Annotated in this window: 18 protein-coding genes and 1 tRNA gene; 5 read left to right on the top strand and 14 right to left on the bottom strand. The window is 59.3% G+C overall.

From position 1 onward, the window contains the following. The first annotated feature begins 25 nt into the window (after window positions 1–25). The 3 genes from LG373_RS09370 (at window position 26) to LG373_RS09360 (ending at window position 4,946) form a co-directional block, all read left to right on the top strand. The gene (locus LG373_RS09370; protein WP_225749646.1) at window positions 26–1,570 is read left to right on the top strand and encodes a sodium:solute symporter; all 1,545 of its coding nucleotides are present in this window, start codon (window positions 26–28) and stop codon (window positions 1,568–1,570) included. Window positions 1,571–2,090: 520 nt separating this feature from the next. Then, a complete protein-coding gene (locus LG373_RS09365; protein WP_225749645.1) occupies window positions 2,091–3,092 on the top strand; it encodes a YdcF family protein in 1,002 nt (333 codons plus the stop codon). 198 nt (window positions 3,093–3,290) lie between these two features. Further along, the gene (locus LG373_RS09360; protein WP_216529290.1) at window positions 3,291–4,946 is read left to right on the top strand and encodes a Na+/H+ antiporter NhaC family protein; all 1,656 of its coding nucleotides are present in this window, start codon (window positions 3,291–3,293) and stop codon (window positions 4,944–4,946) included. A gap of 57 nt (window positions 4,947–5,003) precedes the next feature. Here LG373_RS09360 and LG373_RS09355 read toward each other — a convergent pair whose 3' ends face one another. Next, entirely contained in the window at window positions 5,004–5,675 is a 672-nt protein-coding gene (locus tag LG373_RS09355) for a 5-formyltetrahydrofolate cyclo-ligase (RefSeq protein WP_225749644.1), read from the bottom strand. Between the two features lie 290 nt (window positions 5,676–5,965). Here LG373_RS09355 and LG373_RS09350 point away from each other — a divergent pair, with 290 nt between their 5' ends. Continuing rightward, the gene (locus LG373_RS09350) at window positions 5,966–6,439 is read left to right on the top strand and encodes an Rrf2 family transcriptional regulator (protein WP_114567950.1); all 474 of its coding nucleotides are present in this window, start codon (window positions 5,966–5,968) and stop codon (window positions 6,437–6,439) included. Here LG373_RS09350 and LG373_RS09345 read toward each other — a convergent pair. The 3 genes from LG373_RS09345 to LG373_RS09335 form a co-directional block, all read right to left on the bottom strand. Next, complete coding sequence (locus LG373_RS09345) at window positions 6,436–7,731, bottom strand: Nramp family divalent metal transporter (protein WP_225749643.1); 1,296 nt, start codon at window positions 7,729–7,731, stop codon at window positions 6,436–6,438. The genes LG373_RS09350 and LG373_RS09345 overlap by 4 nt on opposite strands. Before the next feature lie 4 nt (window positions 7,732–7,735). Then, complete coding sequence (locus LG373_RS09340) at window positions 7,736–9,088, bottom strand: magnesium transporter (protein ID WP_114567952.1); 1,353 nt, start codon at window positions 9,086–9,088, stop codon at window positions 7,736–7,738. A 623-nt stretch (window positions 9,089–9,711) separates the two neighbouring features. Then, window positions 9,712–9,788: transfer RNA gene (locus LG373_RS09335), tRNA-Arg, on the bottom strand. A gap of 265 nt (window positions 9,789–10,053) precedes the next feature. On the opposite strand from LG373_RS09335, the gene LG373_RS09330 reads away from it, so the two are divergent. Next, a complete protein-coding gene (locus tag LG373_RS09330; RefSeq protein ID WP_225749642.1) occupies window positions 10,054–10,608 on the top strand; it encodes a protease inhibitor I42 family protein in 555 nt (184 codons plus the stop codon). 61 nt (window positions 10,609–10,669) lie between these two features. Here the strand turns inward: LG373_RS09330 and LG373_RS09325 are convergent, their stop codons facing one another. From LG373_RS09325 to LG373_RS09280, 10 genes are all read right to left on the bottom strand, one after another. After that, window positions 10,670–11,467: an ABC transporter permease subunit gene (locus LG373_RS09325; RefSeq protein ID WP_216529294.1), complete on the bottom strand. Its 798-nt coding sequence runs from the start codon at window positions 11,465–11,467 to the stop codon at window positions 10,670–10,672. Beyond that, a complete protein-coding gene (locus LG373_RS09320; protein WP_216529295.1) occupies window positions 11,460–12,374 on the bottom strand; it encodes an ABC transporter ATP-binding protein in 915 nt (304 codons plus the stop codon). Before LG373_RS09320 ends, LG373_RS09325 begins: the two co-directional genes overlap by 8 nt. Further along, on the bottom strand, window positions 12,371–13,009 hold the full coding sequence (locus LG373_RS09315; protein ID WP_216529296.1) for a TetR/AcrR family transcriptional regulator: 639 nt from the start codon (window positions 13,007–13,009) through the stop codon (window positions 12,371–12,373). The genes LG373_RS09320 and LG373_RS09315 overlap by 4 nt, the downstream gene beginning before the upstream one ends. A gap of 90 nt (window positions 13,010–13,099) precedes the next feature. Beyond that, window positions 13,100–13,858 (bottom strand): ABC transporter ATP-binding protein, encoded by a 759-nt coding sequence (locus LG373_RS09310; protein WP_216529297.1) that lies wholly within the window; start codon window positions 13,856–13,858, stop codon window positions 13,100–13,102. Next, window positions 13,855–15,432 carry a glycine betaine ABC transporter substrate-binding protein gene (locus LG373_RS09305; RefSeq protein ID WP_225749641.1) on the bottom strand — a complete coding sequence of 526 codons (1,578 nt, stop codon included), beginning with the start codon at window positions 15,430–15,432 and terminating at the stop codon, window positions 13,855–13,857. Before LG373_RS09305 ends, LG373_RS09310 begins: the two co-directional genes overlap by 4 nt. Before the next feature lie 145 nt (window positions 15,433–15,577). Further along, entirely contained in the window at window positions 15,578–17,569 is a 1,992-nt protein-coding gene (gene pknB / locus LG373_RS09300) for a Stk1 family PASTA domain-containing Ser/Thr kinase (RefSeq protein WP_225749788.1), read from the bottom strand. Between the two features lie 87 nt (window positions 17,570–17,656). Next, window positions 17,657–20,416 (bottom strand): FtsW/RodA/SpoVE family cell cycle protein, encoded by a 2,760-nt coding sequence (locus LG373_RS09295; RefSeq protein WP_225749640.1) that lies wholly within the window; start codon window positions 20,414–20,416, stop codon window positions 17,657–17,659. After that, entirely contained in the window at window positions 20,413–21,618 is a 1,206-nt protein-coding gene (locus LG373_RS09290; RefSeq protein WP_225749639.1) for a Stp1/IreP family PP2C-type Ser/Thr phosphatase, read from the bottom strand. The genes LG373_RS09295 and LG373_RS09290 overlap by 4 nt, the downstream gene beginning before the upstream one ends. Continuing rightward, on the bottom strand, window positions 21,618–22,031 hold the full coding sequence (locus tag LG373_RS09285) for an FHA domain-containing protein (protein WP_123193062.1): 414 nt from the start codon (window positions 22,029–22,031) through the stop codon (window positions 21,618–21,620). The genes LG373_RS09290 and LG373_RS09285 overlap by 1 nt, the downstream gene beginning before the upstream one ends. A 21-nt stretch (window positions 22,032–22,052) precedes the next feature. Then, the gene (locus LG373_RS09280) at window positions 22,053–23,240 is read right to left on the bottom strand and encodes a DUF3662 and FHA domain-containing protein (RefSeq protein ID WP_225749638.1); all 1,188 of its coding nucleotides are present in this window, start codon (window positions 23,238–23,240) and stop codon (window positions 22,053–22,055) included. Window positions 23,241–23,448 lie beyond the last annotated feature (208 nt).

Here is a 23,448-nt window from a genome sequence, read left to right as displayed (position 1 = left end):
GCATTCAACGTAAGGAATAATCCGCATGATCGAGAAAATTTGCATGGTGCTCATATTTGTCGGAGTGGCGATAGGCGTGGGCATTTACTGCAGACGACACACCACCAGCGTTGACGGGTTCGTGCTGGGAGGTCGCTCCGTAGGACCGTGGCTTTCAGCATTCGCGTTCGGCACAAGCTACTTTTCCGCGGTGATCTTCGTGGGGTATGCGGGACAGTTCGGTTGGAAATACGGTCTTGCTGCCACGTGGATTGGCATCGGCAATGCTATTTTGGGAAGCTTGCTTGCCTGGTGGGTGCTTGGCCCGCGTACGCGCGAGGTCACGCATCGCTTGAAGGCGGCCACGATGCCCGAGTTTTTCGGAGCGCGCTACCATTCGAAAGGCTTGCGCATCGCTGCCGCTGCCATCATCTTCGTGTTCCTGATTCCGTACACCGCGAGCGTGTACAACGGGCTGTCGCGTTTGTTCGGCATGGCGTTCGGTTTGCCGTACGAGGTATGCGTTATCGGAATGGCGGTCGTCACCTGCATATACGTGGTGCTGGGCGGATATATGGCCACCGTCGTGAACGATTTTATCCAGGGTATCGTCATGCTGCTGGGAATTGTTGCCGTCATTGCCGCCGTGCTGTCTAACAACGGCGGGTTTACCGAGGCCATTAACCAGCTTTCGCTTATTCCGGCAGAGGGCTCTCAGATGGCCGGCCCGTTTGTGAGCTTCTTCGGTCCGAACCTTCCCGACCTGATCGGCGTTATCGTGCTGACCAGCCTGGGTACCTGGGGTTTACCCCAGATGGTCCAGAAGTTCTACGCTATAAAAAGCGGTCCCGCCGTCAAGCAGGGCGCTATCATCTCGACCGTGTTCGCCATGGTCGTTGCCGGAGGAAGCTACTTTTTGGGAGGTTTCGGGCGCCTGTACGGCGACCAGGTGGAAATGACCGCTGCGGGAACGCCGGTGTACGACTCCATTATGCCCACCATGTTGTCCACGCTGCCTGACCTGCTGATTGGCATCGTGATCGTGCTGGTGCTGAGCGCGTCTATGTCTACGCTTTCCTCGCTGGTCCTGACGTCGTCTTCCACGTTGACGCTTGACTTGATCAAGGGAAACATCGTGAAGAAGATGCCCGAGCAGATGCAGTTGTTCTACATGCGCGTGCTGCTGGTGGTGTTCATCGTGATCTCTGCGGTGATTGCGCTTGTGCAGTACAACTCGTCCATTACGTTCATTGCGCAGCTCATGTCCATTTCGTGGGGCGCGCTCGCCGGCGCCTTCCTGGGACCGTTCTTCTGGGGGCTGTACTCCAAGCGTATTTCGCGCTCTGCCGTATGGGTTAGCTTTATCGTGGGCGTGGGTCTGACTACCGGAAACATGATCGCGGGTTTCTTCGGCGCTCCGTTGATCGCTTCTCCCATCAACTGCGGCGCTATCGCCATGGTGCTTTCTTTGGTGCTGGTTCCCCTGGTCAGCCTGTTCACCAAGTCCGTTCCTTTCGACATCGACCCGCCGAGCGTTCAGGGAGCCATCGATCGCGAGTACGTTCAAGAGTTGGAAGCCGAAGCAAAGTAGCAGCGGCTTGCGCTTGCATGCCGAGGGTCCGGGCTTGAGGGGCTCTTGGCACGCGGGTTTGCGTTCTTCAGGCTGGGGCGGGGCGTGGGGTTGGGGCCGAGGCTTGGGGCTGGGGCGCGGGGCCGGCGGCCGGGTTGTTGCTACCGGGATTTGAGGCGCGGCGGCAAGTTCTGTCAAAACGAACGAGTTTTGCGGCGGTTTTGCTTCCCTCGAGGAAAGTTCTCGTGCATGCGATTTTTATCGTACCAGGTCATACGCGTGTGGCATCCCTTTATCCTTGATCGAGGACCAGCAAAACTCGTTCGTTTTGACAGAACGGCCCTGCGCCCGAACGCCCGCCCCGCGTCCTGGCGGCCGGCCCTGCGCCCCGGTGCCCGAACCGGCTGCGGGCCCTGCACCCGAACGCCCGCCCCTCTTCGGCGGTTTGCTCAAAAGGCGCGTTCTTTGCAACAGATTAGCGACAAAGAAATGTCAGGCGATATACTAGGGAAAAGACCTCCGCGATTATCAAAGGTTTCTCATGTTCCTTTCGCTGCTGTTCACGTACTTGCCGGCTCTTGTTTTCGGGTTTCTGTTCGTGCGGAATTACCGTAAAGAGCCTCGTCAGTTCCGCAACGCCATGTACTTCTTGCTGTTGTGCCTGTTCGCTTTCTGGGGGATGTCCATACAGTTCAACATGCCATGGTTGTTCGGCTTGGGAATTCTGGCCATTCCCTTCGGCACGATTGCTCTGGTTGTGTTCTTGCTGGCGAATGCCGTTGTCGTGATTAGGCGCGAGGGCTTCTCGCTTTCGCATGCGCTGCCTGGGTTGATGGCTTTAGCCATTGTGGCGGTGTGTCTGGCCGGTCCGCTGCTGGTGCTTTGGCAGGCTCCAGGCCCGGTGCTGACCCTGTACCTCCTTGTTTTGATGGAAGGCTCGTACGTCGCGTTCACCTTCTTCGCGCTGCTTTTGTATTCGTGGCTGTATCGTCGCTTGCCGAAGCGTCGCGACTACGACTACATTGTGGTGCACGGCGCCGGCTTGTCGGGCACCGAGCCTACTCCGCTGCTCGCAGGGCGCTTGGACAAGGGCGTGGAGCTGTGGAAGGCTGGCGGCTGTCGCGCGCTGATGCTGGCATCCGGCGGAAAAGGCCCTGACGAGCAGGTTTCGGAAGCTCAAGCCATGCGGACGTATTTGGTCGATCGTTGCGGCGTGCCCGCCGATGCGGTTCTCGTGGAGGACCGGTCTTCAACCACGATGGAAAACCTGCGCAACAGCAAGGCGATCATGGACGCCCGGTCGGGCGAGGACAGCTACCGTGCGGTTGTGGTGACAAGCGACTACCACGTGTTCCGAGCTGCCGAGTACGCGCATAAGATTGGTCTTGCCGCTGACGGCGTGGGAAGCACGACCGCCCGGTACTTCTGGCCGACGGCGTTCATACGGGAGTTCGTGGCAGTTAGCAATGAGCATCGCTGGCCGTTCGCGGTCATCTTCGTGCTGTGGATCATTCCGATCGTGCTGAGCTTTGCGACGCGGTAAAACCTTGCGCCGAACATCCCCAAGAATGTAACGCTCGCCTGGTGATACCGCTATTTTGCGGCTTAAACATCCGCGTTTTCCTTCGCGTTCGAGCGAGGTTCGGTATACTAGTGACCATTATTGTGCAGCCGCGCGTGTGCGTTCGAAGGGAACCGGCACGCCCGACCGCACGGTTGTCATATCGACGAAGGGGATTGTATGGAAGGTTTTGACCTGATCAGTGCGGGGGTGTGGTCCATCGTTCCGCCGATTTTGGCGCTCGGATTGGCCCTTATCACGAAGGAGGTGTACTCGTCGCTTGCTATCGGCGTGTTCACGGGTATGGTTATTTACCAGTTCACGCTGAACGGTGCCGGGTTCGAGCAGTTGGTGGACTCGTTCACCATGGTTCCGCAGATGATGGCGGAACAGATAGCGGGCAACGGGGCGTTGCTGTTGTTCTTGGCGCTCTTAGGCGCGCTTGTGGTGGTCATTGCCGCGGCTGGCGGCTCCCGTGCGTACGCCGAGTGGGTTTCCACGCACATCAAGAACGCGAAAATGGCGCAGGTTTTGACCGCGCTTCTGGGCATCATCATTTTCGTGGACGACTATTTCAACTGCCTGACGGTGGGCGCGGTCATGCGCCCCGTTACCGACCGCTTCAACATCAGCCGTGAGAAGCTGGCGTGGATCATCGACTCCACCGCCGCTCCCATCTGCATCATCGCGCCGGTGTCGTCGTGGGCCGTTGCCGTGGGCGGCTACTTGGGCGAAGGCGGGTTCACCACGTTCGTCCAGTCCATCCCGTACAACTTCTATGCGCTTCTGACCATCGTGTTCGTATTCTTCATGTGCTTCTCCAATCGCGACTTCGGTCCCATGCGCCAAGCAGAGGCCGATGCTCATAAGTCGGCCGACCAGCAGCAGCGCATCCCTTCGCCCGACAGCGCGCTTGAGGCCGTGTCCACGGCTCGCCTTGACGGCACCGCCGAAGGCGACCCGCTGCCGGCCAAGATCGAGACGATCGTTGCCGAGCGAGACGAGCTTGAAGATGCTGCGAAAGCGGCCGTCGAAGAGTTCAAGGGCATGACCATCTCCGACAAGGGGCGCGTGTTCGACCTGATCGTGCCGATCATCGTGTTGATCGTGTTCTCTATTCTGGGCATGCTGTACGCAGGCGGCTTCTTCCAGGGCGTCGACTTCTCCACTGCCGTGGGCGAGAACCCGGTGTTCGGCCTGTGCATTGGCGTGTGCGTGGCGCTGGTCGTGTCGGCCGGAATGTTCTTGCCCCGCAAGCTCATGACGCTTTCGGGCTACATGGAGGGCATTTCGGAAGGCGTTCGCTCGATGGTGGGCGCCATCATGATCCTGGTGCTGGCATGGAGCTTGGGCGGTACCTGCCGTTACCTGCTGGGCACGGGAGAGTTTGTCAGCGGCTTCCTGAACAGCATCGGCGTTGGCTTGGAGCTTCTGCCCGCCGTGATCTTCCTGGTTGCTGCTTTCATCGGCTTCGCTATGGGCACGTCGTGGGGTACTATCGCGCTTATTCTGCCTATCGTTATCGGCGTGTTCCCGGTTGAAGGCCCCTTGTTCCTGGTTGCCGTCGGCGCCACGCTGGGTGGTGCGGTGTACGGCGACCACGTGTCCCCCATTTCGGACACCACTATCTTGTCGTCGGCGGGCGCGCAGTGCAACCACCTGCGCCACGTTGCCACGCAGCTGCCGTACGCCTCCGTGGTTGCGGTTATCTGCTTCGCGGGTTACGTGGTTGCCGGCTTCACGGGCAATCCGTGGATTTCCCTTGCGGGCGGCGCTGTGGTTATGGTGCTGGCCGTGCTGGTGCTCAACCGTTCGAAGTACGGGGCAGCCAAGTAGTTTTGAGCTCGAAGGAAACAAGGGGAGGGCGCGGGATTCGTTCCGCGCCCTCCTTTTTTAGGCGCTGATGATAAGCGGAAGCGGTTGGTCGTGAGGCTCGCAGGGCACGACCTCTACGCGTTGCTCGCTGAACGCCACGCCCACAACAAGAGCGTCGGCGCGCAGGTTGGGGAGCAGGCGGTCGTAGTTGCCGCCGCCGTATCCCAGACGGTTGCCCTGTCCGTCGAACGCAACCAGCGGCACGGCTACTACGTCGAGCTTGTTGGGATGAACGGCTTCGAACCCGTTGCGTTCAAGCGTTGCAGGCGTTAGGCAGCGAAGCGGATGGTCGAGAAACGTCGTTTGTGCACGATCGAGCTGTGCGCGCGTCACACGGTAGAGCGCCATGCGCGCAGGCTGGTCGGCGGCTTCGCGCAGCATACAGGGAAAGCACACGCTCCATGCGCGCGTATGCGCCGCTTGCACGAAAGCGCTCAAATCCACCTCGCTGCGCATGGCGGAGAACACGGCAATGCAAGGCTTGTCGAAACAGGCGCCCGGACTTCCGCTCGCATGCTTCGCGTCGGTGTGGGAAATCGCTTCTTCGCTTGCGGGGTCTGTTGATAGGCATTCCGCAATCAAACGTTCCAGCCGAAGGCAAATCTCAAGGCTTTTGCGCGCGCGAATTTGAGCGCTCAAAGCATCTCGACGACGAAGGACTTCTTCTCGAACACGTTTCTTCTCATCCATGCGAGCCAGTATAGCCTAAGCTGTCCGGCTTGCATTGCGCGCCGTACCCGTTCGCGCGATTCGGTCTTGCACGCGTGACCCTGCCGGTTGACGGCCTGTAGCACCTTATTTGTGCATGCAACGTATCGTAAACGTAACCGTTTCAATTCGGTTTGACCTACATGCCTATCAATGACCTTGCTATAATCGATCGGAATTAGGTACACTCAAGCCAACCTTTGACCATAAGGCGAACCGTTTACCGCGAATCTCAATATGAGTCCGGTGATGGATCGAGTTAGGAGATACCAGTGCAACTCAAAGCATCGACCGATTACGGCATGCGAGCCATTCTGTACTTGGCTGCGCAAGGGGCTACCTGCTCCTCCAAAGACATTGCCGAGGATATGTCCATTCCTCGCGACTACCTGATCCAGCTTGCGCAGCTTTTGCGCAATGCGGGCATCATCGAGGCCCGACCGGGCAAGCACGGGGGCTATCGACTGGCCAAGGATGCTTCCGAAATCAGTGTGCTTGAAATCATCAAGGCGCTTGACGAAGACTCCAAGCGCGCCACGCGTGAAAAGCGCAACGCGCGCAAGGGCGGCGAGATGGTCGACAACATCAAGCAAACGTACAACTTGATCGAAGAAAGCATGGACGCGTATCTTTCCAGCTTGACCATCGACATGCTGCTCGGGTGCGTTCAGGACGAATCAAGCAGCCGGCAATACCTCTCCGATCGTCTCAAGCAGGAAAGCCAGCGCCTGGTGGCGGACAACTAGCCGATACCCAGAAGCTGCATGATCAGCAAGGCGACGGTGAGCACCGTTACGATGCCCACCGTCAGCCAGATGAGCACGCGAGACGTCATGCGCGAACGGAAGGCGCCCATGACGCGCTTGTCGGCTGCGATAATTGCCATGAACACCAGCAGCACCGGCAGTACAAGGCCGTTTACGAACTGGGCCGTGAGCATGACGTTCATCAAATCGATGTTCGGAACCAGCACAATGACGGCCGAGAACACGATAATGCACGTGAAGATGCTCTTGAACAGCGGCGCTTCCTTCCATTTGAAAGAAACGCCCGCTTCCCACCCGAAGGCTTCGCAAATAACGAACGCCGTGGTAAGCGGCAATACGCATGCTGCAAGAAACGACGCAGCTACCAGGCCGATGGCGAACAGCGCTTCAGCGTAGTGCCCGGCGAACGGTGCGAGAGCGCGTGCTGCATCGGCAGCGGATTCGATTTCGATTCCCTGCGGATGCAGCACGGCGCCCGTGGTCACGATGATGAACCACGCCACCAGGCAAGCCGCTATCGTGCCGGCAATCACGTCCACTTTTTGGGAGAACAGATCCTTTACCGAGATGCCCTTTTCAACCACGTTGCTCTGGTTGAAGAACATCATCCACGGCGCGATGGTCGTGCCTATCATGGCTATGACCAGGGAAACGAAGCTCTTGTCTTCCACAATGCGGGGGATGGCGGTGCTCTGCAGTGCCTGGCCCCAGTCCGGTTGCGCCATGAACGCGGCTACGATGTACGTGACGAACACCAACGACAGTATCAGAAACACTTTCTCTACGCGCTTGTAGCTGCCGCCCACGATAAGCAGCCACACCGCAGCTGCGGCTACCGGAACTGCCAAATATTTCGACACGCCGAACATTTCCATGCCGCTTGCGATGCCTGCGAACTCCGAAAACGTGGTGCACACGTTACCGACGAGCAGCGCTAACATGGCCAGCGCCGTTAGGCGAATGCCGAAGCGCTCGCGGATGAGGGCCGCAAAGCCCTTGCCGGTGACGGCTCCCATTCTTGCGGCGGTCAGCTCCACCACGATAAGCAGGACGCACATGACGGGGATGACCCACAACGTGGCGAACCCGAACTTGGCTCCCACGGTGGAGTACGTTGAAATGCCGCCGGCGTCGTTGCCGGCCATAGCCGTTACGATGCCGGGCCCCATGGCGGCCAAGAGCAGCCAGAGCTTATCGGGTTTCTTTTTCTCAGGTGCGGTTTCGTCGATCGCTTGCGCAGCGTCCGCGCGCTCGAGGTTCTTTTCGACCATGAGGCTACCTCCAATCGTAGCCGATGATCTGGAACAACACCATCGTGTACAGGACCAAGAACAGTACGGCGCCAATGATGCCGCCAACGATCTTCGCCGCGGTTACCTGCGTCTTGTCGCTGCTGACGTCCTCCTCGATAGCGTCCCAGGCGTCGTCAACGGTGACGATGCCCAGCAGCACGCCATGCTCGTCCACCACCGGCATGGCGGGCAGCTCGTACTTGAAGATGTCGGCAGCCACGTCCTCTTCGGTTTCTTCTGGCGTTGCGGAAATCACGTCGTCGAACATGACTTCGCGCACGGGTTTCGCATCGTCGGTCAGCACAAGGGTTCGCAGGCTGAGCACGCCGATGAATTCATCGTAGTCGTCCAGCACATACACGTAATGCACGGTGGGATGGTCTTCGGGCAGTTCGCGCAGTACTTCTATGGTTTCGCCAACGGTGGTGTCGGCCTTGACGGAAACGAACTGCGTGGTCATCATACCGCCGGCCGTGCCGTCCTTGTATCCAAGCAGGCGACGGATCTCGGTGGCGTCCTCCACGCCCATGAGGCGCAGCAGGGTTTCTGCTTTCTCGTACGACAGGTCGCGCACGATGTCTGCAGCGTCGTCCGGGTCCATGTTCCCCAGCAGGCCGGCGGCGCGGGCGTCGTCGAGGTCTTCGATGAAGTCGGCCTGGTACTCGTCTTCCATTTCCGAGATAGCCTCGGTTGCTTGAGCGTCGTCGAGGTGCTGGAACACGTTGGCTCGCTGCTGCGGGTCAAGTTGCTCCAGGATATCGGCCACGTCTGCGGGATGGAGCTCGTCCAAGCGCTTGTGCGTAACGGACAGCTGTACTTCGGACAGGTCGCGGTCAAGCAGGTCCATGTAGTTCCATGCGATGATCTGCTCGTCGATTTTTTTGTCGAACACCTTGGCCACTGCTACAACGGCGCGTTCGAGCCAGGGGGCCAGACCGCGCAGGATGCCGCGCGCGCCCACTTCGGCGCCAAGCAGGCGTAGCTGCGAACCCGACACGGAAAGCTTGAGATCGTTGACGCGAACGACTTTCATGCCTTGCGTATCGACGATCTGACGGTTCAACAAGTCGCGCGCGAGAAGAACTTCGTCAGGTTGCAGATAGCTGAAGCGGATGTCGTGCGCTTCCACGGTGAGCGTGATGCCGGTTTCGTCGAACTCCTCGACGTATTTGCGCCATGAGATCATGAACGGCACTTTGCCGGGCCCTTGAAAAGCCAGGCTCGTGATGCGCGGAAACACCTCGCCAGTTGAAATGGCCAGGTCAGAGATCGTGCCGATCTTTTCGCCCGTGGCGTCTACGACGGGTTTCCCCATCATTTGAGAGAGGTAGAGCATGGTTTATCCCTTACTGTTCATGCCCGTGTTCGCAAGCGATCGTACCGTATCCCATGGTAACGCGTGCGGTTACGCGCATCCCGATGCGGGGGAGTAAAATCTATGTCAAACACGAGCGCCGCAGCCACCTTCGACTGCCGACGTAAGGAAATCGAAGGAGGGCTACTTACTGTGAGGTTTCGATTTTCGAACCTTCAACAAAGTCCCTTTCCTATTGACCAATAAAAAAACCGCACGTGCTGATACCAGTCGTTGCGGATTTCGGGCTTCTGAACGGCGTGCCGTTCAGTCAAACCGTCTGATCGCGTTTGCGTATGAGCATGCTGCCATCGAAGCGCATTGTCAACGCAACTGGTACGTATCATACCTCATTGGCCGAGCATCCGGGCGTGTTTTTTGTTTGTGTAGGTTACAAGGTTGCTCCGGGTGGTCGTAGCCGCATTTGAAACGAGCCGTCGGGCTGCTTGCATGCGGGTTCTTGGAAGCGACGCTGCGAGCCCTGTTGCCGGCGCACCGGAATGCGATGCACCGGCAAGGTTCGTCACTGTTTCGGGGGAGGGCAGCTCCTCTGTTTTGCAAGAGACGCAAAAAAACCGCCCAGTTGGACGGTTTTGAATGCTAAATGGTGCGCCGTGAGGGATTCGAACCCCCGACGTACTGATTCGTAGTCAGTCCCTCTATCCAGCTGAGGTAACGGCGCACGTCGAAGCAGCGAAAGATATTATGCCCGTACTCCCATCTTCTGTCAACGACTTTTTTAAGAAAAGTTGAAAGTTTTGGATAACGACTTGTTGCGAGGGGATGGGTTTCGGAATGAAATCGATGCGGTTACGGATGCCAAACGTACGAGCAAGGCCAGTTCAGAGTAGGAAACATGCTCCTAGGATGGGTTGGAGCACATCCCTGTTTGCGCAGACAAAAGAACGTGCGGTTTTCGAAGTGCATGCAAAGAAAGAGAGGATTTCATGACTAAAATTGCAAAATTTTCTATGGTAGGAAGTGCGGTGGCGCTGCTTTTGGCGTCGTTGATTGCAATGGCCGGCTGCTCAAACGATACCAATGCCGCAACGAATTCGGACAACGCTGCTCCCGCGAACAACTCGGCGGCAAGCGACAACGCTGCAAATCAAATGGGCGACGGCAGCAGCTTGGCCGAAGGAACGGTTTTGAAGGTGTCGAACGGATGGGTTGCGTATTCCAACGGCGACATGCTGGTGCTTTTGGATTCGAGCGCCGACGCTCAGTATCAGTGGACGTCCGACGTGAGCGGCGATTCGGTGCTGAAGGACACGGATGCGGATCTGCCGTCTTCTACGTACTACGACCAAAACGCGAACGACGTGATAGGCTCTGCGGGCATGCACGTGTTCGGGTTTATGGCTGACCAGCAGAACAACGGCGAGTCGACCATAACGTTCAAGCTGGCGAACGCGACCGATTCCGCCGATGTGAATACAACCATCGTTGTAAAGGCGACGGTAGAGAGCGGCGCGTTTTCTGCTGTGAGCGTGCAGCAGTAATTCAGTTGGTCGTAAGGCTGGGGGAGGTGCGCGCGGCGCTCGCTCCCTCAGCCTTGTTACGCTAGATGCTCAAGTCTCGGCGGTTGAATACGCCAATCGCAAGGGCGAACAGGGCGATGCCGAGGGCAAGCAGGATTGCCGACCCTGCGTAAGCGGAAGCATCGCTTGTCGCCAAACCGTAGCTGTCGAACATCGCAAGCGGGTTGACCTTGTCCAGAAAGGCCAGCTTGTCGCCCACCTTCGCCACCATTTGCATCAAGAAGAACGCAATACCCGCTCCGCCGCCAACCCACAGCGCCGCTCCTGCGTTCGAGAAGGCGCAGGCTGAGAAGAAGCACATGCCCGCCAAGAACGTCCACAGGCAGAACAGCCCGACGTTCGCGCGGAACAGCCCTGGAATGTCCAGGTCTCCCGGGAACATAAGCTCCGCACAGGCAATTTCTGCAGCTGTCGTGAGCACCATGAGCAGGGCCAGAACAACCATCATGGCCCCTGCAAGCGTAAGCGCGACGCGCACGCGACTGTTGGGAGTGGCCAGCAGGTAACTCATGGTGCCGCGGTCCAGGTAACGCACCATAAGCTTGTTTGCCATAATGAGAATCAGGACGAACGGGAACACGGTCAGCAGGAACCCGTACAGGTAGTTCAGCATGAAGTCGAGCAGCGTGGTCGCTTGCGTTCCCATGCCGAAGGCGGCGAACAGCTCCGGCATGCTGTCCATCATCATGTTCAGGCTTTCGCCTAAGCTGGGATCGAACATCATGACGATACAGGCTATGTACATCCCTAAAACCGCGAAGATGATAATCGCCACGAACGCGTTCGACTTCAGCTCCTTCGCCAGCAGCGTGCTATTCATGGACGCCTCCCTTCAACTGAGCGCCGTACAGGTGCAGGAACAGCTCTTCGAGCGTTTGCTCCCGCGCAGACAGATCCTGCACGGGGTAGGCGGCCAGATCTTTCACGAACAGGTCCATGTTTCCGGTGACGGCGATCTCTGCTGTAGAACCGCCGATCGCGCGCGCCTCGGGGTGGGCTGTTAGGTAGCGCGCGCGGGCCTCCGGTTGGGCGAAGGTGATTGCGAACATGCGCTTGCGGTTCTTTTGCACGTCGCCCATGCGCTCGACTGCAACAATTCTTCCGCCGCGGATGAAGGCGACCCGATCACACGTGCGCTCAACTTCTTCAAACAGGTGCGACGACAAAAAGACGGTGGTGCCGCGGCTTTTCTCGTCAAGCACCAGGTCGATAAACCGGTTTTGCATGAGAGGGTCAAGGCCGCTGGTGGGCTCGTCAAGCAGCACGATGTCGGGTTTCGCCATGAACGCGCATACCAGCCCCACTTTTTGTTTGGTTCCTTTCGACATTTTGCGAATCTTGCGCGTAGGATCAAGCTCGAAATAGTCGATCAGTTCGTGCATGCGCATCATTGAATCCACGTGCTTCATACGCGCCATGAAGTTGAGAAACGCGCTGCCGGTCATATCGTCCATGCATGCGATTTCTCCTGGCAGATAGCCAAGCCGGTTTTGGATTTTGGCTCGATCTTGAAAGCAGCGCAGCCCCGCAATGGTCGCCGTGCCACTGTCGGGCTTGATAAAGCCCATGAGATTGCGCATGGTAACGGTTTTCCCTGCGCCGTTGGGACCCAGGAACCCGAACACCTCGCCTCGTTCGACCGAGAACGTTACATCGAAGGCGCCGCGTCCCTCCCCGTAGTCTTTCGTGAGCGCCTGCAGCTCGATAATCGCCTGACTGCCTGTCATACGTACTCCTTTTTGTAAGACCAGGTGCGCAGCATGTCGCACCAACGATGCATCTCGGTCATCATGTCGTCCATGTCAAGCCGCTTTTTCAGGGCTTGTTGCTGGTGTAGGTAGCCGTCGGCAAGCCATATCAGCAGGTTGACAACGTAGCGCGGGTCTACATCATCGCGAAACTTGTCGAAATTCACGTTTTTGAAATACGCAGCGAACATGAGGTCGATTTGGTTTTGCGTCCAGTTCTCCATGGTGTCCTTGACGTCTTTGTGCTCGGGGTAGAAAGCGTGGATGGAGAATTCGAGCGCGTAGGGGAACTTGGAGAGGACTGCGCATTTTCGTTGCCCTGCGTAGATGAACAGGTCGAAGAAGTCGTCAATGGCGTAGAATTCATCATCGACTACCAGGTGCGATACTTTTTCCATCAAGTATTCCATCAGGTAAAGGTAAAGCTCTTTTTTGTTTTTGAAGTAGAAGAACAGCAGGCCTTTGGAGATGCCCGCTTTGCGCGCGATGCTTTCGGTGGAGGCGTTTTTGTAGTCGTTTCGCCCGAATGCTTCAACGGCGGCGTTCACGATGGCTTCCTGCCGTTCTGCGGGCAGTCGTTCGAACTTCTCCAAATTGCCGTGCTTGTTGACCATGGCGTCTCCTCTTGCTTGACCGGGCGGTCAACCTCATACGGTCCATGCTACGGCATTGACTATTTTTTTGAAGCCCCTTGAGGGGAAATCTTACGGAAGGGTTTCCGAGCAGGAGAATACGCGCTGCTTGCGGGTGACAAGGCGCTTTACAAAGTCCGTGGCGGGGCTGCGTAGAATTTCGCACGGGGAGGCACATTGAACGGCCTGCCCGCGCTCCATGACGAGCACGCGATCTCCTAGCGCAAGGGCTTCGTCTATATCGTGCGTGACGAACAGTATCGTGATGCCCGTTTGGTCGTGAATCTGTTTAACCTCGTCTTGCAGAGCGGTTCGCGTGATGGCGTCGACGGCGCTGAAAGGTTCGTCTGCAAGAAGAATGTCGGGGCTTGCGGCCAATGCGCGCGCCATGCCCACGCGCTGGGCCTGGCCACCGGACAATTCAGAAGGATAGCGGTCTTTGATTTGAGGTGAAAGTCCAATGATGCTCATCCATTTGTCCACCGCGGCTTCGGTTCTTCGACGATCTCCCCGATTCAGCAAGCGCGGAACGTATGCGATATTCTGCTCGACAGTCAAATGGGGAAACAGAACGCTTCCTTGGATCGCGTAGCCTATGTTTCGTCGGAGTTCGATGGGATTGAGGTCGGCGGTGGACTTGCCGTGGATCAAAATGCTCCCCTCGTCCGGCATGGCCAGGGCATTGACCATTTTGAGCAGCGTGGTCTTGCCGCATCCAGAGCTGCCTATGATGGTGACGAAGCTTCCCTGTTCGATGGAGAGGCTTACCTGGTCGACGGCTCGCGTGCTGCCGAACTGCTTTGAAACGTCGTTGAATTCAATTGCGATCATAGGAGTCCTTTCTGAGCAAGGAACGCATCAGCAACGTCTTTCGGCTCACGACCTTGGGTTTCCACTTGGTTGTTCATGCGCGCCATGTCGACGTCCGAAATAAGGCCCCGCATCTTGTCGAGCACGGCTTTCAGTTCGGGATGGGCGTTCAGCGTATCTACGCGCACGACGCTCCCGCATAGATACGTGGGATAGAACCCCTTGTCGTCTTGCAGCACGACAAGCCGGTCGTCGGCTGCTTGACCGTCGGTTGTGGAGATGGCGATGGCATCTACGCGCCCTTCGAACAGCGCGCGGTACTTTAAGCTGATGTCCATATCGCGCGTGCTTCCGAAGTTCATCCCGTAAGCTTTTTGCAGGCCGGGGTAGCCATCTTGCCGGTCGAAGAAGTCAGGTTCAGCGCCCAGTGCAAGGCTTTCCGCTGCGCGTGCAAGGTCGGAATACGTGTGCAGGTTGTATTGTTGGGCGACTTGCTTGCTTACCGCAAGCCCGAAGGTGTTGTTGAAACCGTACAGGCCTACCCAGGTGAGGTTCAGGCGGTCTTGGTATTCCTGCTGCATCGTGTCGAACATGGATTCGTCGTACGTGCTGTCATGCTTGAGCACGGCGTTCCATCCGGTGCCGGTGTATTCGGGGTACAGATCGAAATCACCCTTTTCCATGCCGGGTTGAATGTTGGAGGTGCCTCCGCCTATGCCCTGCGTAAGCTCAACGGAAAGGTCGGTGTCGTGCTCTATCAGCGTGTTCAGCATCTCTCCAAGAATGTACTGTTCGGTCATGGGCTTTGTGGCTATGCGGATAACGCCGCTTTTACCCTCGTTCGTCATTGGTCCGAAGGGACTCGGGCCCTGTTCCATGGCAACGATGCCGCACGCGGCTATCAACGCGGCAACGGTCAGGCATATTCCCAGCCGCCAGCCACTGCGTTGTGCGTTGCGTGGTTCCAAATGCCGTCGCGCGCGTTTCTCGATCAGTCCCAGCAGCAGGTCTACCGTGATGGCCAGCAAGGCGATGAGCGCGCTGCCCGCTACGGTCATTTCCAGGTTGTTCGTGGTGATGCCGCGGTAAATGGCAACTCCAAGCCCTCCGGCTCCTATGAAGCTGGCGATACCGGCCAAAGCGATGGTCATGGTTGTTGTGGTTCGAATGCCGCTTACGATGACGGGCGCGGCCAAAGGCAGTTCGATGCGATAGAGCAGTTGTCCGTTGGTTGACCCCATGCCGCGTGCAGCTTCCGTTATGGCAGGGTCGATGCTGGTGAGGCCGGTGTAGGTGTTGCGCACCATGGGGAGGAGCGCGTAGATGCTCAGGGCTGCGATGGCGGTTGCGTTTCCGATTCCGGTAACGGGGATCAAAAAGCCAAACAAGGCAATGGATGGAATGGTGTAGATGAAGTTCACCAGCGCAAGAACAGGTTTCGCGCCGCGTCTCCATTGTGCGATGGCCATGCCGATTGAAAGGCCGATGATAACTGCAAGGAACACGGCCACGCAGGATATTCCGATATGCTGGATCAAAAGCTCGAAGAACCAAGATCTTTTTTCCACGAGCAGGGAAAGCGTCGATTCGATCAAGCGGTCGACCTCGCTTTCAAACGAGAACTGCAGAAAAAGAAAGGCAACGAGGGCCTGGACCTCTCGTTGCCTATTCTAGCTGCTTTACTGACGGAGCTCGCGTAAGTCCGACGTGCGTTGCCCGTCTGTTTCTCTGCGCGCCCTGTTAGCTTGTCGCATTTCCGGAAGGCGCTGGGCTGGTTGCCTTCTGGAACGTGACCGTGACGTTGACGTTGCCCTTCACGTTGGTGAGCGTGAAGGTTCCGCCCGATGCCGGCACGTCGTCGATGCCGCGCACCGATGCGACTTCGTATCCTGCGTCAGGCGTGATTTTGATGGTTACCTGTCCGCCCTCTTCGACCGACGTGACGTCCGACGTAACGGAGCCGCCGCCGTTGGAATTGATTGCCACCGAGTACGACTTCTTGTCGGGACCCTTGCTCAGGGTGAGCGCGACCATGCCGTTTTCCTGCAGCTTAGAGCCAGCGGCCGGGGTTTGGGCAAGCACGGTTCCCTCGGGCTTGTCGCTGGCCTGATACGTGTAGTTGTTCGTGTCGACCAGCAGACCCAAGTTGTTGAGCGTGGCCACCGCGTCGCCGCGCATCATGCCCACCACATTGGGAACCTCGATGCCTTCAGAGCCCAAAGACAGGTAGTAGGTGATGGTGGTTCCCTTTGCAACCTGCGTTCCCGGAGCAACGTCCTGGCGCACAATGTGGTCCTTCTCGACCTTGTCGGAGTACTCGGCAGTTCCGGCAGAGTATTTCAGACCGTTTGCCGTCAGTTCCTTTTTCGCCTGATCAGCGGTCTTTCCGGTCAGGTCGGGCACGGTGATTTCCTGGGTTCCCTTGGATACGCCCAGAGTGATCTTGGTGTCCTTTTTCTGCTTGGTGCCGCCGCGCGGATCTTGGCTGACCACCTTACCGGCTTCCACCTTTTCGTTGAAGGACTCTTCCGTGACGATGTTGGTGAATCCGGCTTGCGTCAACGTTGCCGTTGCCTGGTCGGCGCTCTGCCCCACTACGTCGGGAAGCGGGATGGCGTCCTTGTCGTTGCTGCCGCCGCCGGACATGAGAGCAAATGCTACGCCGCCCACTATGGCAAGTGCGGCGATGATGCCGATCACGATGGCGATGGTCTTCTTGTTGCTCTTCTTGCCGTTGCCATCGTCCGAACGATAAGAACGCGCGGGCGAAACCGGTGCAGCCGGGTTCACGCCGCCGACGCCGCCCATGGCAGGCATGACGGCCGTTCCGTCAACTGCAGCCGGTCCGATGGGGGGCACCACGCCGCCCATGACCGACGTCTGCGCGCTGGTGAAGCCCTCGCCCAGATTGACGGGACGTCCGGCCAGGTAGTCGTTCAGCGCCAGGCGCATGTCCTTGGACGTGGCGAAGCGGTCGGCCGGGTTCTTGGCCATAGCCTTCATGATGATGGCTTCGAGCGCCGGGTCGATGTCGGGGTTGATCTCGTGCGGCGGCGCGGGCAAATCGTTGACCTGCTTCATGGCCACGCTTACAGCGTCGGGGCCGTCGAAGGGCAAGCGCCCGGTGGCCGACTCGTACAGCACGATGCCCAGGGAGTAGATGTCGCTGGTGGCGGTCAGGTCTTTGCCTTGCGCCTGCTCGGGGGAGATGTAGTGAGCCGTTCCCAGCACGCTGGACGTCTGCGTTTTCACGGAGTTCTTCGCACGCGCGATGCCGAAGTCCATCACCTTCACGTTGCCGTCGGGCTGGACCATGATGTTTTGCGGCTTGATGTCGCGATGGATGATGTCAAGCCCGTGCGCAACCGAAAGCGCTTGGCATACCTGCGATCCGATTTCCGCCACTTTGCGCTGGTTGATGGCGCCGCGCTCGTTGATAGCGGTCTTCAGGTCGGATCCGCGCACGAATTCCATGACGATATAGTAGGTGCCTTCGTCGTGGCCCCAGTCGTACACGTTCACGATGTAGGGGCTTTGCAGGTTGGCGGCAGCGGCGGCTTCTTGCTTGAATCGTTGGGTGAAGCTGGGATCCGCGGCGTACTGCGGGAGCATCACCTTGACGGCAACCAAGCGGCCGAGCACGTTGTCCTGCGCGCGGTACACTTCGGCCATGCCGCCGATGCCGATGCGCTCGGTTATTTGGTAGCGGTTGTTGAACACCCTGCCAATCATGTTTCCGGTCACGTTTTAGCTCCTTTAGGTCACATGCTGGGTATGCGCCATGTCAAAGTCATGATACAGCGCACCAGCATATCTTATCTACAAAAGCCCCTGAACTTCTAGAGCGGTTTTCAACACATTCTGCGCTTTTTCGGTTGCGATGCCCTCTTCGCCGTCCTCGATGATGATGGACACCACGACGCGCGGATTATCGGCGGGCGCCATGCCGACGAACCAGCTGTCGTTGCTGTTGGCCTTCTCCGCCGTGCCCGTTTTGCCCGCCACCTGCACGCCGTTGATAGCGGCGGCGGTGCCCGTTCCGTTGTTCACGACGCCGGTCAGCACGTCTTTCACGCGGTTGGCGGTTTCCTTGCTGACCGCCTGCATGAGCTTGGAAGGGTTGGCGGTGAAGCTACGCTCGCCGTTGGCGTTGTAGATGCCGTCGACTAGGTACGGCTGCATGATGCCTCCGTCGTTCGCGATGGCCGAACCCACCATCGCCATTTCGAGCACGGTGGCGTTCGGGCCGGCAAAGTCCATGGGCTCACCGGCAGCGGCCCAGGCCAGGTTCCACTTGTTGTTGTTCAGCTCTTCGGGCGTAGGCATCAGGGACGTTTTAAGGCCGATGGCGAAGTCGATGTCTTTGCCGAAGCCGAACTTCTCGGCGCCGGCTACAAGGCGCTCTCCGCCGATTTGCAGGCCCAGCTGGCCGAACGCCGTGTTCGAGGACAGCTCCATGGCTCGTGCCAACGTGATGTTGCCGTAGTCGTTGTGGTTGAAGTTCGATATGGCGCCCGTGGTTCCCTCCACCGTCATGGTGCCCGGCGCGGAGTACACGGTTTCCTCGCTGGCGACATCGTCTTCCAGCGCAGTGGCAAGCGTTACGATCTTGAACGTGGATCCCGGTGCGTACAGCGCGTGCGCAGCGCGGTTGACAAGGGAGCTGTCGCCGCTTGCTTGTCCCGACCCGGCTGCTTCCAGAAGCGTTTCCACGTCGGCGGCGTTGTACGTGGGGGCGGAGGCCATGGCCAGTACGGCCCCGGTTTCCGGGTCCATGACCACAACGGCGCCCTTGCGTCCCGCCAGAACGTCTTGGGCTGCTTGCTGAATCTTGGAGTTCAGCGTGAGCGTGACGTCGTTGCCCGCGGACCCCACGCCCGCCAGCGAATTCAGCACGTCGGTCCACGAGGCAAAGTTCTGCTGGCCCTTGAGGGCGTCGTTGTACGCAGCTTCAATACCGGAATTGCCGAACCTCGAAGACGAATAGCCCACCACGTGGCTGGCTAAATCGCCCGCAGGGTACGAGCGGCTGTACGTGCCGTCGGGGTTGATGGCGCTTTGCGCCAGGATGATGCCGTCGTAGGTTGAAATGGTGCCGCGCTCGCTTCGCGATTCCTTGGCCAGCGTGTGGTTGTTGCCCGGCATGTTCTGGTAATAGTCTGCCTGCACCACCATGATAAGCGTGAGGTTGGCTACCAGCAGCGCGAACAAGGCCGAGCACAGCAGCATGGTGTGCGTCAGCCGCTTGCCTAACGATACGCGCCCCAGCACGCTGTTCGCGTGGAGCGTTCCCGTGGCGCTGACAACTTCCGCGCCGACGCCGGTTCCTTCGTCGCCGCAGCGCAGCAGGAAGCCTACGGCGATGAAGCTTGCCAGCAGCGACGATCCGCCCTGGCTGATGAAGGGCAGCGTGAGGCCCGTAAGCGGAATGAGCCTTGTCACGCCGCCCACGATGATGAATGCCTGCAGCACGATCATGGTGGTAAGGCCCACGGCCACGAACGAGCTGACGTCGCTCTTCGCGCGCGCTGCCGTGACAAAGCCGCGCACTGCGAAGCACAGGAACAGCAACAATACGCCCGCCGCACCCAGCAAGCCGATCTCCTCGGCGATGGCGGCGAAGATGAAGTCGCTTTCCACCACGGGGATCTGGTCGGCAAGGCCGCGTCCCAAGCCTGTTCCGAACAATCCGCCGTCAGCGATGGAGTAGATGGATTGCACCAGCTGGTAACCCGTGTTCTGCGCATCGGAGAAGGGGTCGAGCCACGTGTTCACACGCACCTGCACGTGCCCGAATGCCAGATAGGCGCCAACGCCGCCGATGGCGATCAGCCCCAAGCCTATGAACAGGTAGAACTTCTTTCCCGTGGCCACGTACAACATGACCAGAAACAGGAAGAAGAATACGAGCGCGCTGCCCAGGTCCTTCTCGAATACGACCACCAGAAGCGACACGCCCCACATGAGCAAAAGCGGCAGCAGCGTGCGCACGTCGGGCAGGTTGAACGGGCCCAGGCGCCAGGTGAACACGCTGAGCATCTCGCGGTTTTGAGCCAGGTATCCGGCCAAGAACAACACGATGACGATTTTGGCGATCTCACCGGGCTGGAATGAGAAGCCGCCGATATGAAGCCAGATTCGGCTGCCGTAGATTTCTTGCCCCAAGCCAGGGATCAGCGGCGAAAGAAGCAGCAGGAAGCCGAAGATCATCAGGGTGTATTTGTAGTTCACAACCTTGTCGAGGTTGCGGATAAACGCCAGCACCAGCACCATGGCCGCTACGCCCACGAACAGCCATACAACCTGGTTGACGGCAAGATCGGGCGCCAGTCGCGTGACGAACGCAATGCCGATGCCCGAAAGCGCGAACGAAATGGGCAGAAGCGCTGGGTCGGCGCCGGGCGCGAATTTGCGCACGGCGATGTGCGCGATCACGAAGGCGACGAAAATGCCAGCAGGGACGCCCAGCGTGGTCATGTCGAGCGCAAGCCCCTGGTTGATCGCGATCATGGCGAACAGCAGCACCACAAGCGGTGCTGCCACGCATAGGAGTATCAGTTCTAGGTTGCGCCTGGTCATGCGGTACCGCCTTGCGAGTTGGCGGGAGCCGGGGGATTCGCGTCATGCGCGCCGTCTGCGTTGGCTCCTTCGGCAGGCGATTCCTTTTTGCCTTCTTCGGCGTTCTTGCGCTCGGCGGCTTCGGCCTCGTATTCCTTGACCAGTTCTTCCGCCGCCTCGACGGAGTCCACGCGTATGCCGGCGTCGAGCCGGTTCGCCGTTCCCGGTTGCAGGTCGCTTACGGGAACGTCAGTGGTTCGTTCGTGTTGCGAGAACGAGAATCCCAGCACGCTGCCGGGAATGCCACGATAGATGGCAACCTTGCCATTGTCGTTCATCAGGTAGGCGGTCGTGTTCAGGTACGTGCTGGTTCCCCAGGCCGTACCTGCGATGATGGCTGCGAACAGCACGAGGATCACGGCAATGGAAAGCTTCGTCTTGAACGCCATCTTCCTGCGCCGTGCTTCCGCAAAGCCGGTAACGTCTGCCACGATAACGGTCACGTTGTCGTGGCCTCCGGCGGCTATGGCCTCGTTGACCAGTTGCGAGGCGCATCGCTGGGGGTCTTGCACGCGACAGAGCGTGCGCTCTATGGCTTCGTCGCGGACCATGCCGGACAGGCCGTCGGAGCACACGAGCAGTCGGTCTCCGGTTTCCACGTTGATCTCGTAGATGTCGGGGTGCAGGTTCGGGTCGCTGCCCAGCGCGCGCGTGATAACGGAGCGCTGCGGGTGGCATCGCGCTTCTTCGGGCGTGAGCTGGCCCGCTTCTATCATGTCGGCCATCAGGCTGTGGTCGCGCGTGAGCTGCTGTAGCTTTCCTTGATGCAGCAGATAGGCGCGCGAGTCGCCCACCTGGGCGATGACCAAGCGCTCGCCTTCCAGCATGGCCGCCGTCATGGTGGTTCCCATGCCCTCGCGGCCTCGCCCGTCGTGCGACGCGCGAATGACCTCGCGGTTGGCGTCTACGACGGCCCGCGCGAGCGCTTCGCCGTCCGGATGCTCCGGCGCGCGTTCCGCCAGCACGTTCACGGCTATCTCCGAGGCTATCTCGCCTGCGGCGTGTCCGCCCATGCCGTCGGCGACGGCGAACAGCGGCGGCGCCACGATCAGGCTGTCTTCGTTATGGTCGCGCAAGCAGCCGATGTCGGTTCGGCTGCCGAAGGGCGTGACTGCGCCGCGACGGGTGCGCGGAGTGGATCGATACGAGCGTTTTTCAGCCATTAGGCAAACCTTACGCGAATGGCGACGTCGCCCACGTTGACCACGTCGTTGTTCTTAAGGGCGGCAGGCTCGGCTATGAGCTGCCCGTTCACGGCCGTGCCGTTCGTGGACCCCAGATCCTCAACGAACAGGTTCTGCCCCATCAGGCTGAACCGTGCGTGGCGTCCGGAAACGTATCCGGCGCCCACTACGATATCGGCTCCAGGACTGCGACCCACGATGACCGGGCCGCGCACGACGATGGATACGCCGCGCAGCTCTTTCGGCCCTCGTTCAACCGAGAGATTCCACGTGCGTTCTTTTTTGCGTTGTCCGCGTACAACTCCGATGCCCGTCTTCATGATGGCGAACAGGAACAAATACAGCAGTGCGACGAACAGCAGACGGATGATGAGCAGTACGACGTCGATCACGGGTTAACCTTTCCGTTGCGTTCAGGCTTGGGTGAACACGAAGTTCGTCATGCCGATGGTGATGCGGTCTCCTTCGGATAGCGGGTGGGAGGCGATTTCGCGCCCGTTGACGAAGGTTCCGTTCGTGGATCCCAGATCGGTGAGCACCCATACGCCCTGCTGGTCGAGGCGCAGCTCGGCGTGCGTGCGCGAGGCGTTGATGTCGTGGACGGAGATGTCATTTTTCGATTCGCGTCCGATGAGCAGGCGCGAGGATGCTAGGTCGTACGCGCGGTTGTTGGCCTCGTCGATCAAGCGCGCGCGCACGGCGGCCCGCGCGGGGACGGGGCTGGCTGCCTGCTGCCCGCCGGCGAACACGACGGTGTCGGCGGCTACGGCGCCGTGCGGCGCTGCGGCTGCTGCTGCGGCCATGCCGGCACCTGCGGCAGCTCCCACGGCGCCGCCCATGCTGGCGTTCGCCACGTCGAAGGGATCGACCACGCGCGGCGCGGGGCTTGCGGCGGGAGCGTCGCGGGACTCGTCGAAGTCGCGGCTGTCGAAGGTGTACTCGCCGTAATCGATGGATCGGTCGATCTCGTCTTCGGGAACGTAGGGAAGCTGACCTCCCTGGTTGTACGCGTCGTACTGGCCGGGCGCGTCGAAGCCGCCCATGGGCGCGTTGGGGTTTTCGTATCCTGCGTACGCAGGGGCCGGCGCCGGAGCTTGCGCGTACGGCTGCTGATAGCCGCCCTGATAGCCGGGCGCACCGTAGCCGCCTTGCGGCGCAGCGTAGCCCATCGGCGCTCCGGCAAGCCCGTAGCGCTGCATCTCTTCTTGACGCAGCTGCGCGATGATGGGCGCGGCCACCGCCTCGGCGATGATGTCGAACTTGCCGTGCTTGAGGCCGTCGTCCACGATGAAGCGCACAAGCGGCTGCCCGTCCATGACCAGCCCCTGCTCCGCCGCTTTGGCTGCCAAGTACGTTTCCGTTTCTCCTGCCAAAGTGGGGTAGTATCCGAACAGGCGACGATCGTCGTCGGGGTTGACCAGCACCGTGTAGAGGGTTGGCGCGAACTGCTTGCCGGCGCCTACCATCTTTTCGCGCCTCATCTGCTTTTCGGCCTTTTTCGCAATCTGGACCGGCGAGATGGGGGAGTTCGCCATGCGGTCGGCTGCGCCCTCGAACGTGTCTTCCATCTTGCCTTCGAATCTCGAAAGAAAGCCCATCATGTCTCCTTTATCGCATGCGCGGCTGCTTCTTCGCTGCGGTCGCGCGCGGCATTTCGTGCGGTACGGTGCGGTGCGCGACCGTTCGCATGGTTGAGGTTCGCGTTTGAGCGACCTTGGCTGTCGTGCGTTTTTGTATACGACTATGCAATGCTCCATCTTGCCATAAACGCAGGAAGCCCGCCTTATGTTTTACGCAATCGTCATTATA

The sequence above is a fragment of the Paraeggerthella sp. Marseille-Q4926 genome, from assembly GCF_916618935.1.
GTDB lineage: Bacteria > Actinomycetota > Coriobacteriia > Coriobacteriales > Eggerthellaceae > Paraeggerthella > Paraeggerthella hominis.
The sequence above is the reverse complement of the archived record's forward strand: the minus strand, read 5'-3'. Positions and strand labels throughout refer to the sequence as shown.

Coding starts and splice junctions, on each gene's coding strand:
- LG373_RS09320 (WP_216529295.1), bottom strand. CDS start 12,374: ATGACAGGCAGTCAGGCGATTATCGAGCTGCAGGCGCTCACGAAAGAC.
- LG373_RS09345 (WP_225749643.1), bottom strand. CDS start 7,731: ATGGTCGAAAAGAACCTCGAGCGCGCGGACGCTGCGCAAGCGATCGAC.
- LG373_RS09330 (WP_225749642.1), top strand. CDS start 10,054: ATGACTAAAATTGCAAAATTTTCTATGGTAGGAAGTGCGGTGGCGCTG.
- LG373_RS09355 (WP_225749644.1), bottom strand. CDS start 5,675: ATGGATGAGAAGAAACGTGTTCGAGAAGAAGTCCTTCGTCGTCGAGAT.
- LG373_RS09315 (WP_216529296.1), bottom strand. CDS start 13,009: ATGGTCAACAAGCACGGCAATTTGGAGAAGTTCGAACGACTGCCCGCA.
- LG373_RS09325 (WP_216529294.1), bottom strand. CDS start 11,467: ATGAATAGCACGCTGCTGGCGAAGGAGCTGAAGTCGAACGCGTTCGTG.
- LG373_RS09295 (WP_225749640.1), bottom strand. CDS start 20,416: ATGACCAGGCGCAACCTAGAACTGATACTCCTATGCGTGGCAGCACCG.
- LG373_RS09360 (WP_216529290.1), top strand. CDS start 3,291: ATGGAAGGTTTTGACCTGATCAGTGCGGGGGTGTGGTCCATCGTTCCG.
- LG373_RS09290 (WP_225749639.1), bottom strand. CDS start 21,618: ATGGCTGAAAAACGCTCGTATCGATCCACTCCGCGCACCCGTCGCGGC.
- LG373_RS09340 (WP_114567952.1), bottom strand. CDS start 9,088: ATGCTCTACCTCTCTCAAATGATGGGGAAACCCGTCGTAGACGCCACG.
- LG373_RS09280 (WP_225749638.1), bottom strand. CDS start 23,240: ATGATGGGCTTTCTTTCGAGATTCGAAGGCAAGATGGAAGACACGTTC.
- pknB (WP_225749788.1), bottom strand. CDS start 17,569: ATGATTGGCAGGGTGTTCAACAACCGCTACCAAATAACCGAGCGCATC.
- LG373_RS09370 (WP_225749646.1), top strand. CDS start 26: ATGATCGAGAAAATTTGCATGGTGCTCATATTTGTCGGAGTGGCGATA.
- LG373_RS09365 (WP_225749645.1), top strand. CDS start 2,091: ATGTTCCTTTCGCTGCTGTTCACGTACTTGCCGGCTCTTGTTTTCGGG.
- LG373_RS09310 (WP_216529297.1), bottom strand. CDS start 13,858: ATGATCGCAATTGAATTCAACGACGTTTCAAAGCAGTTCGGCAGCACG.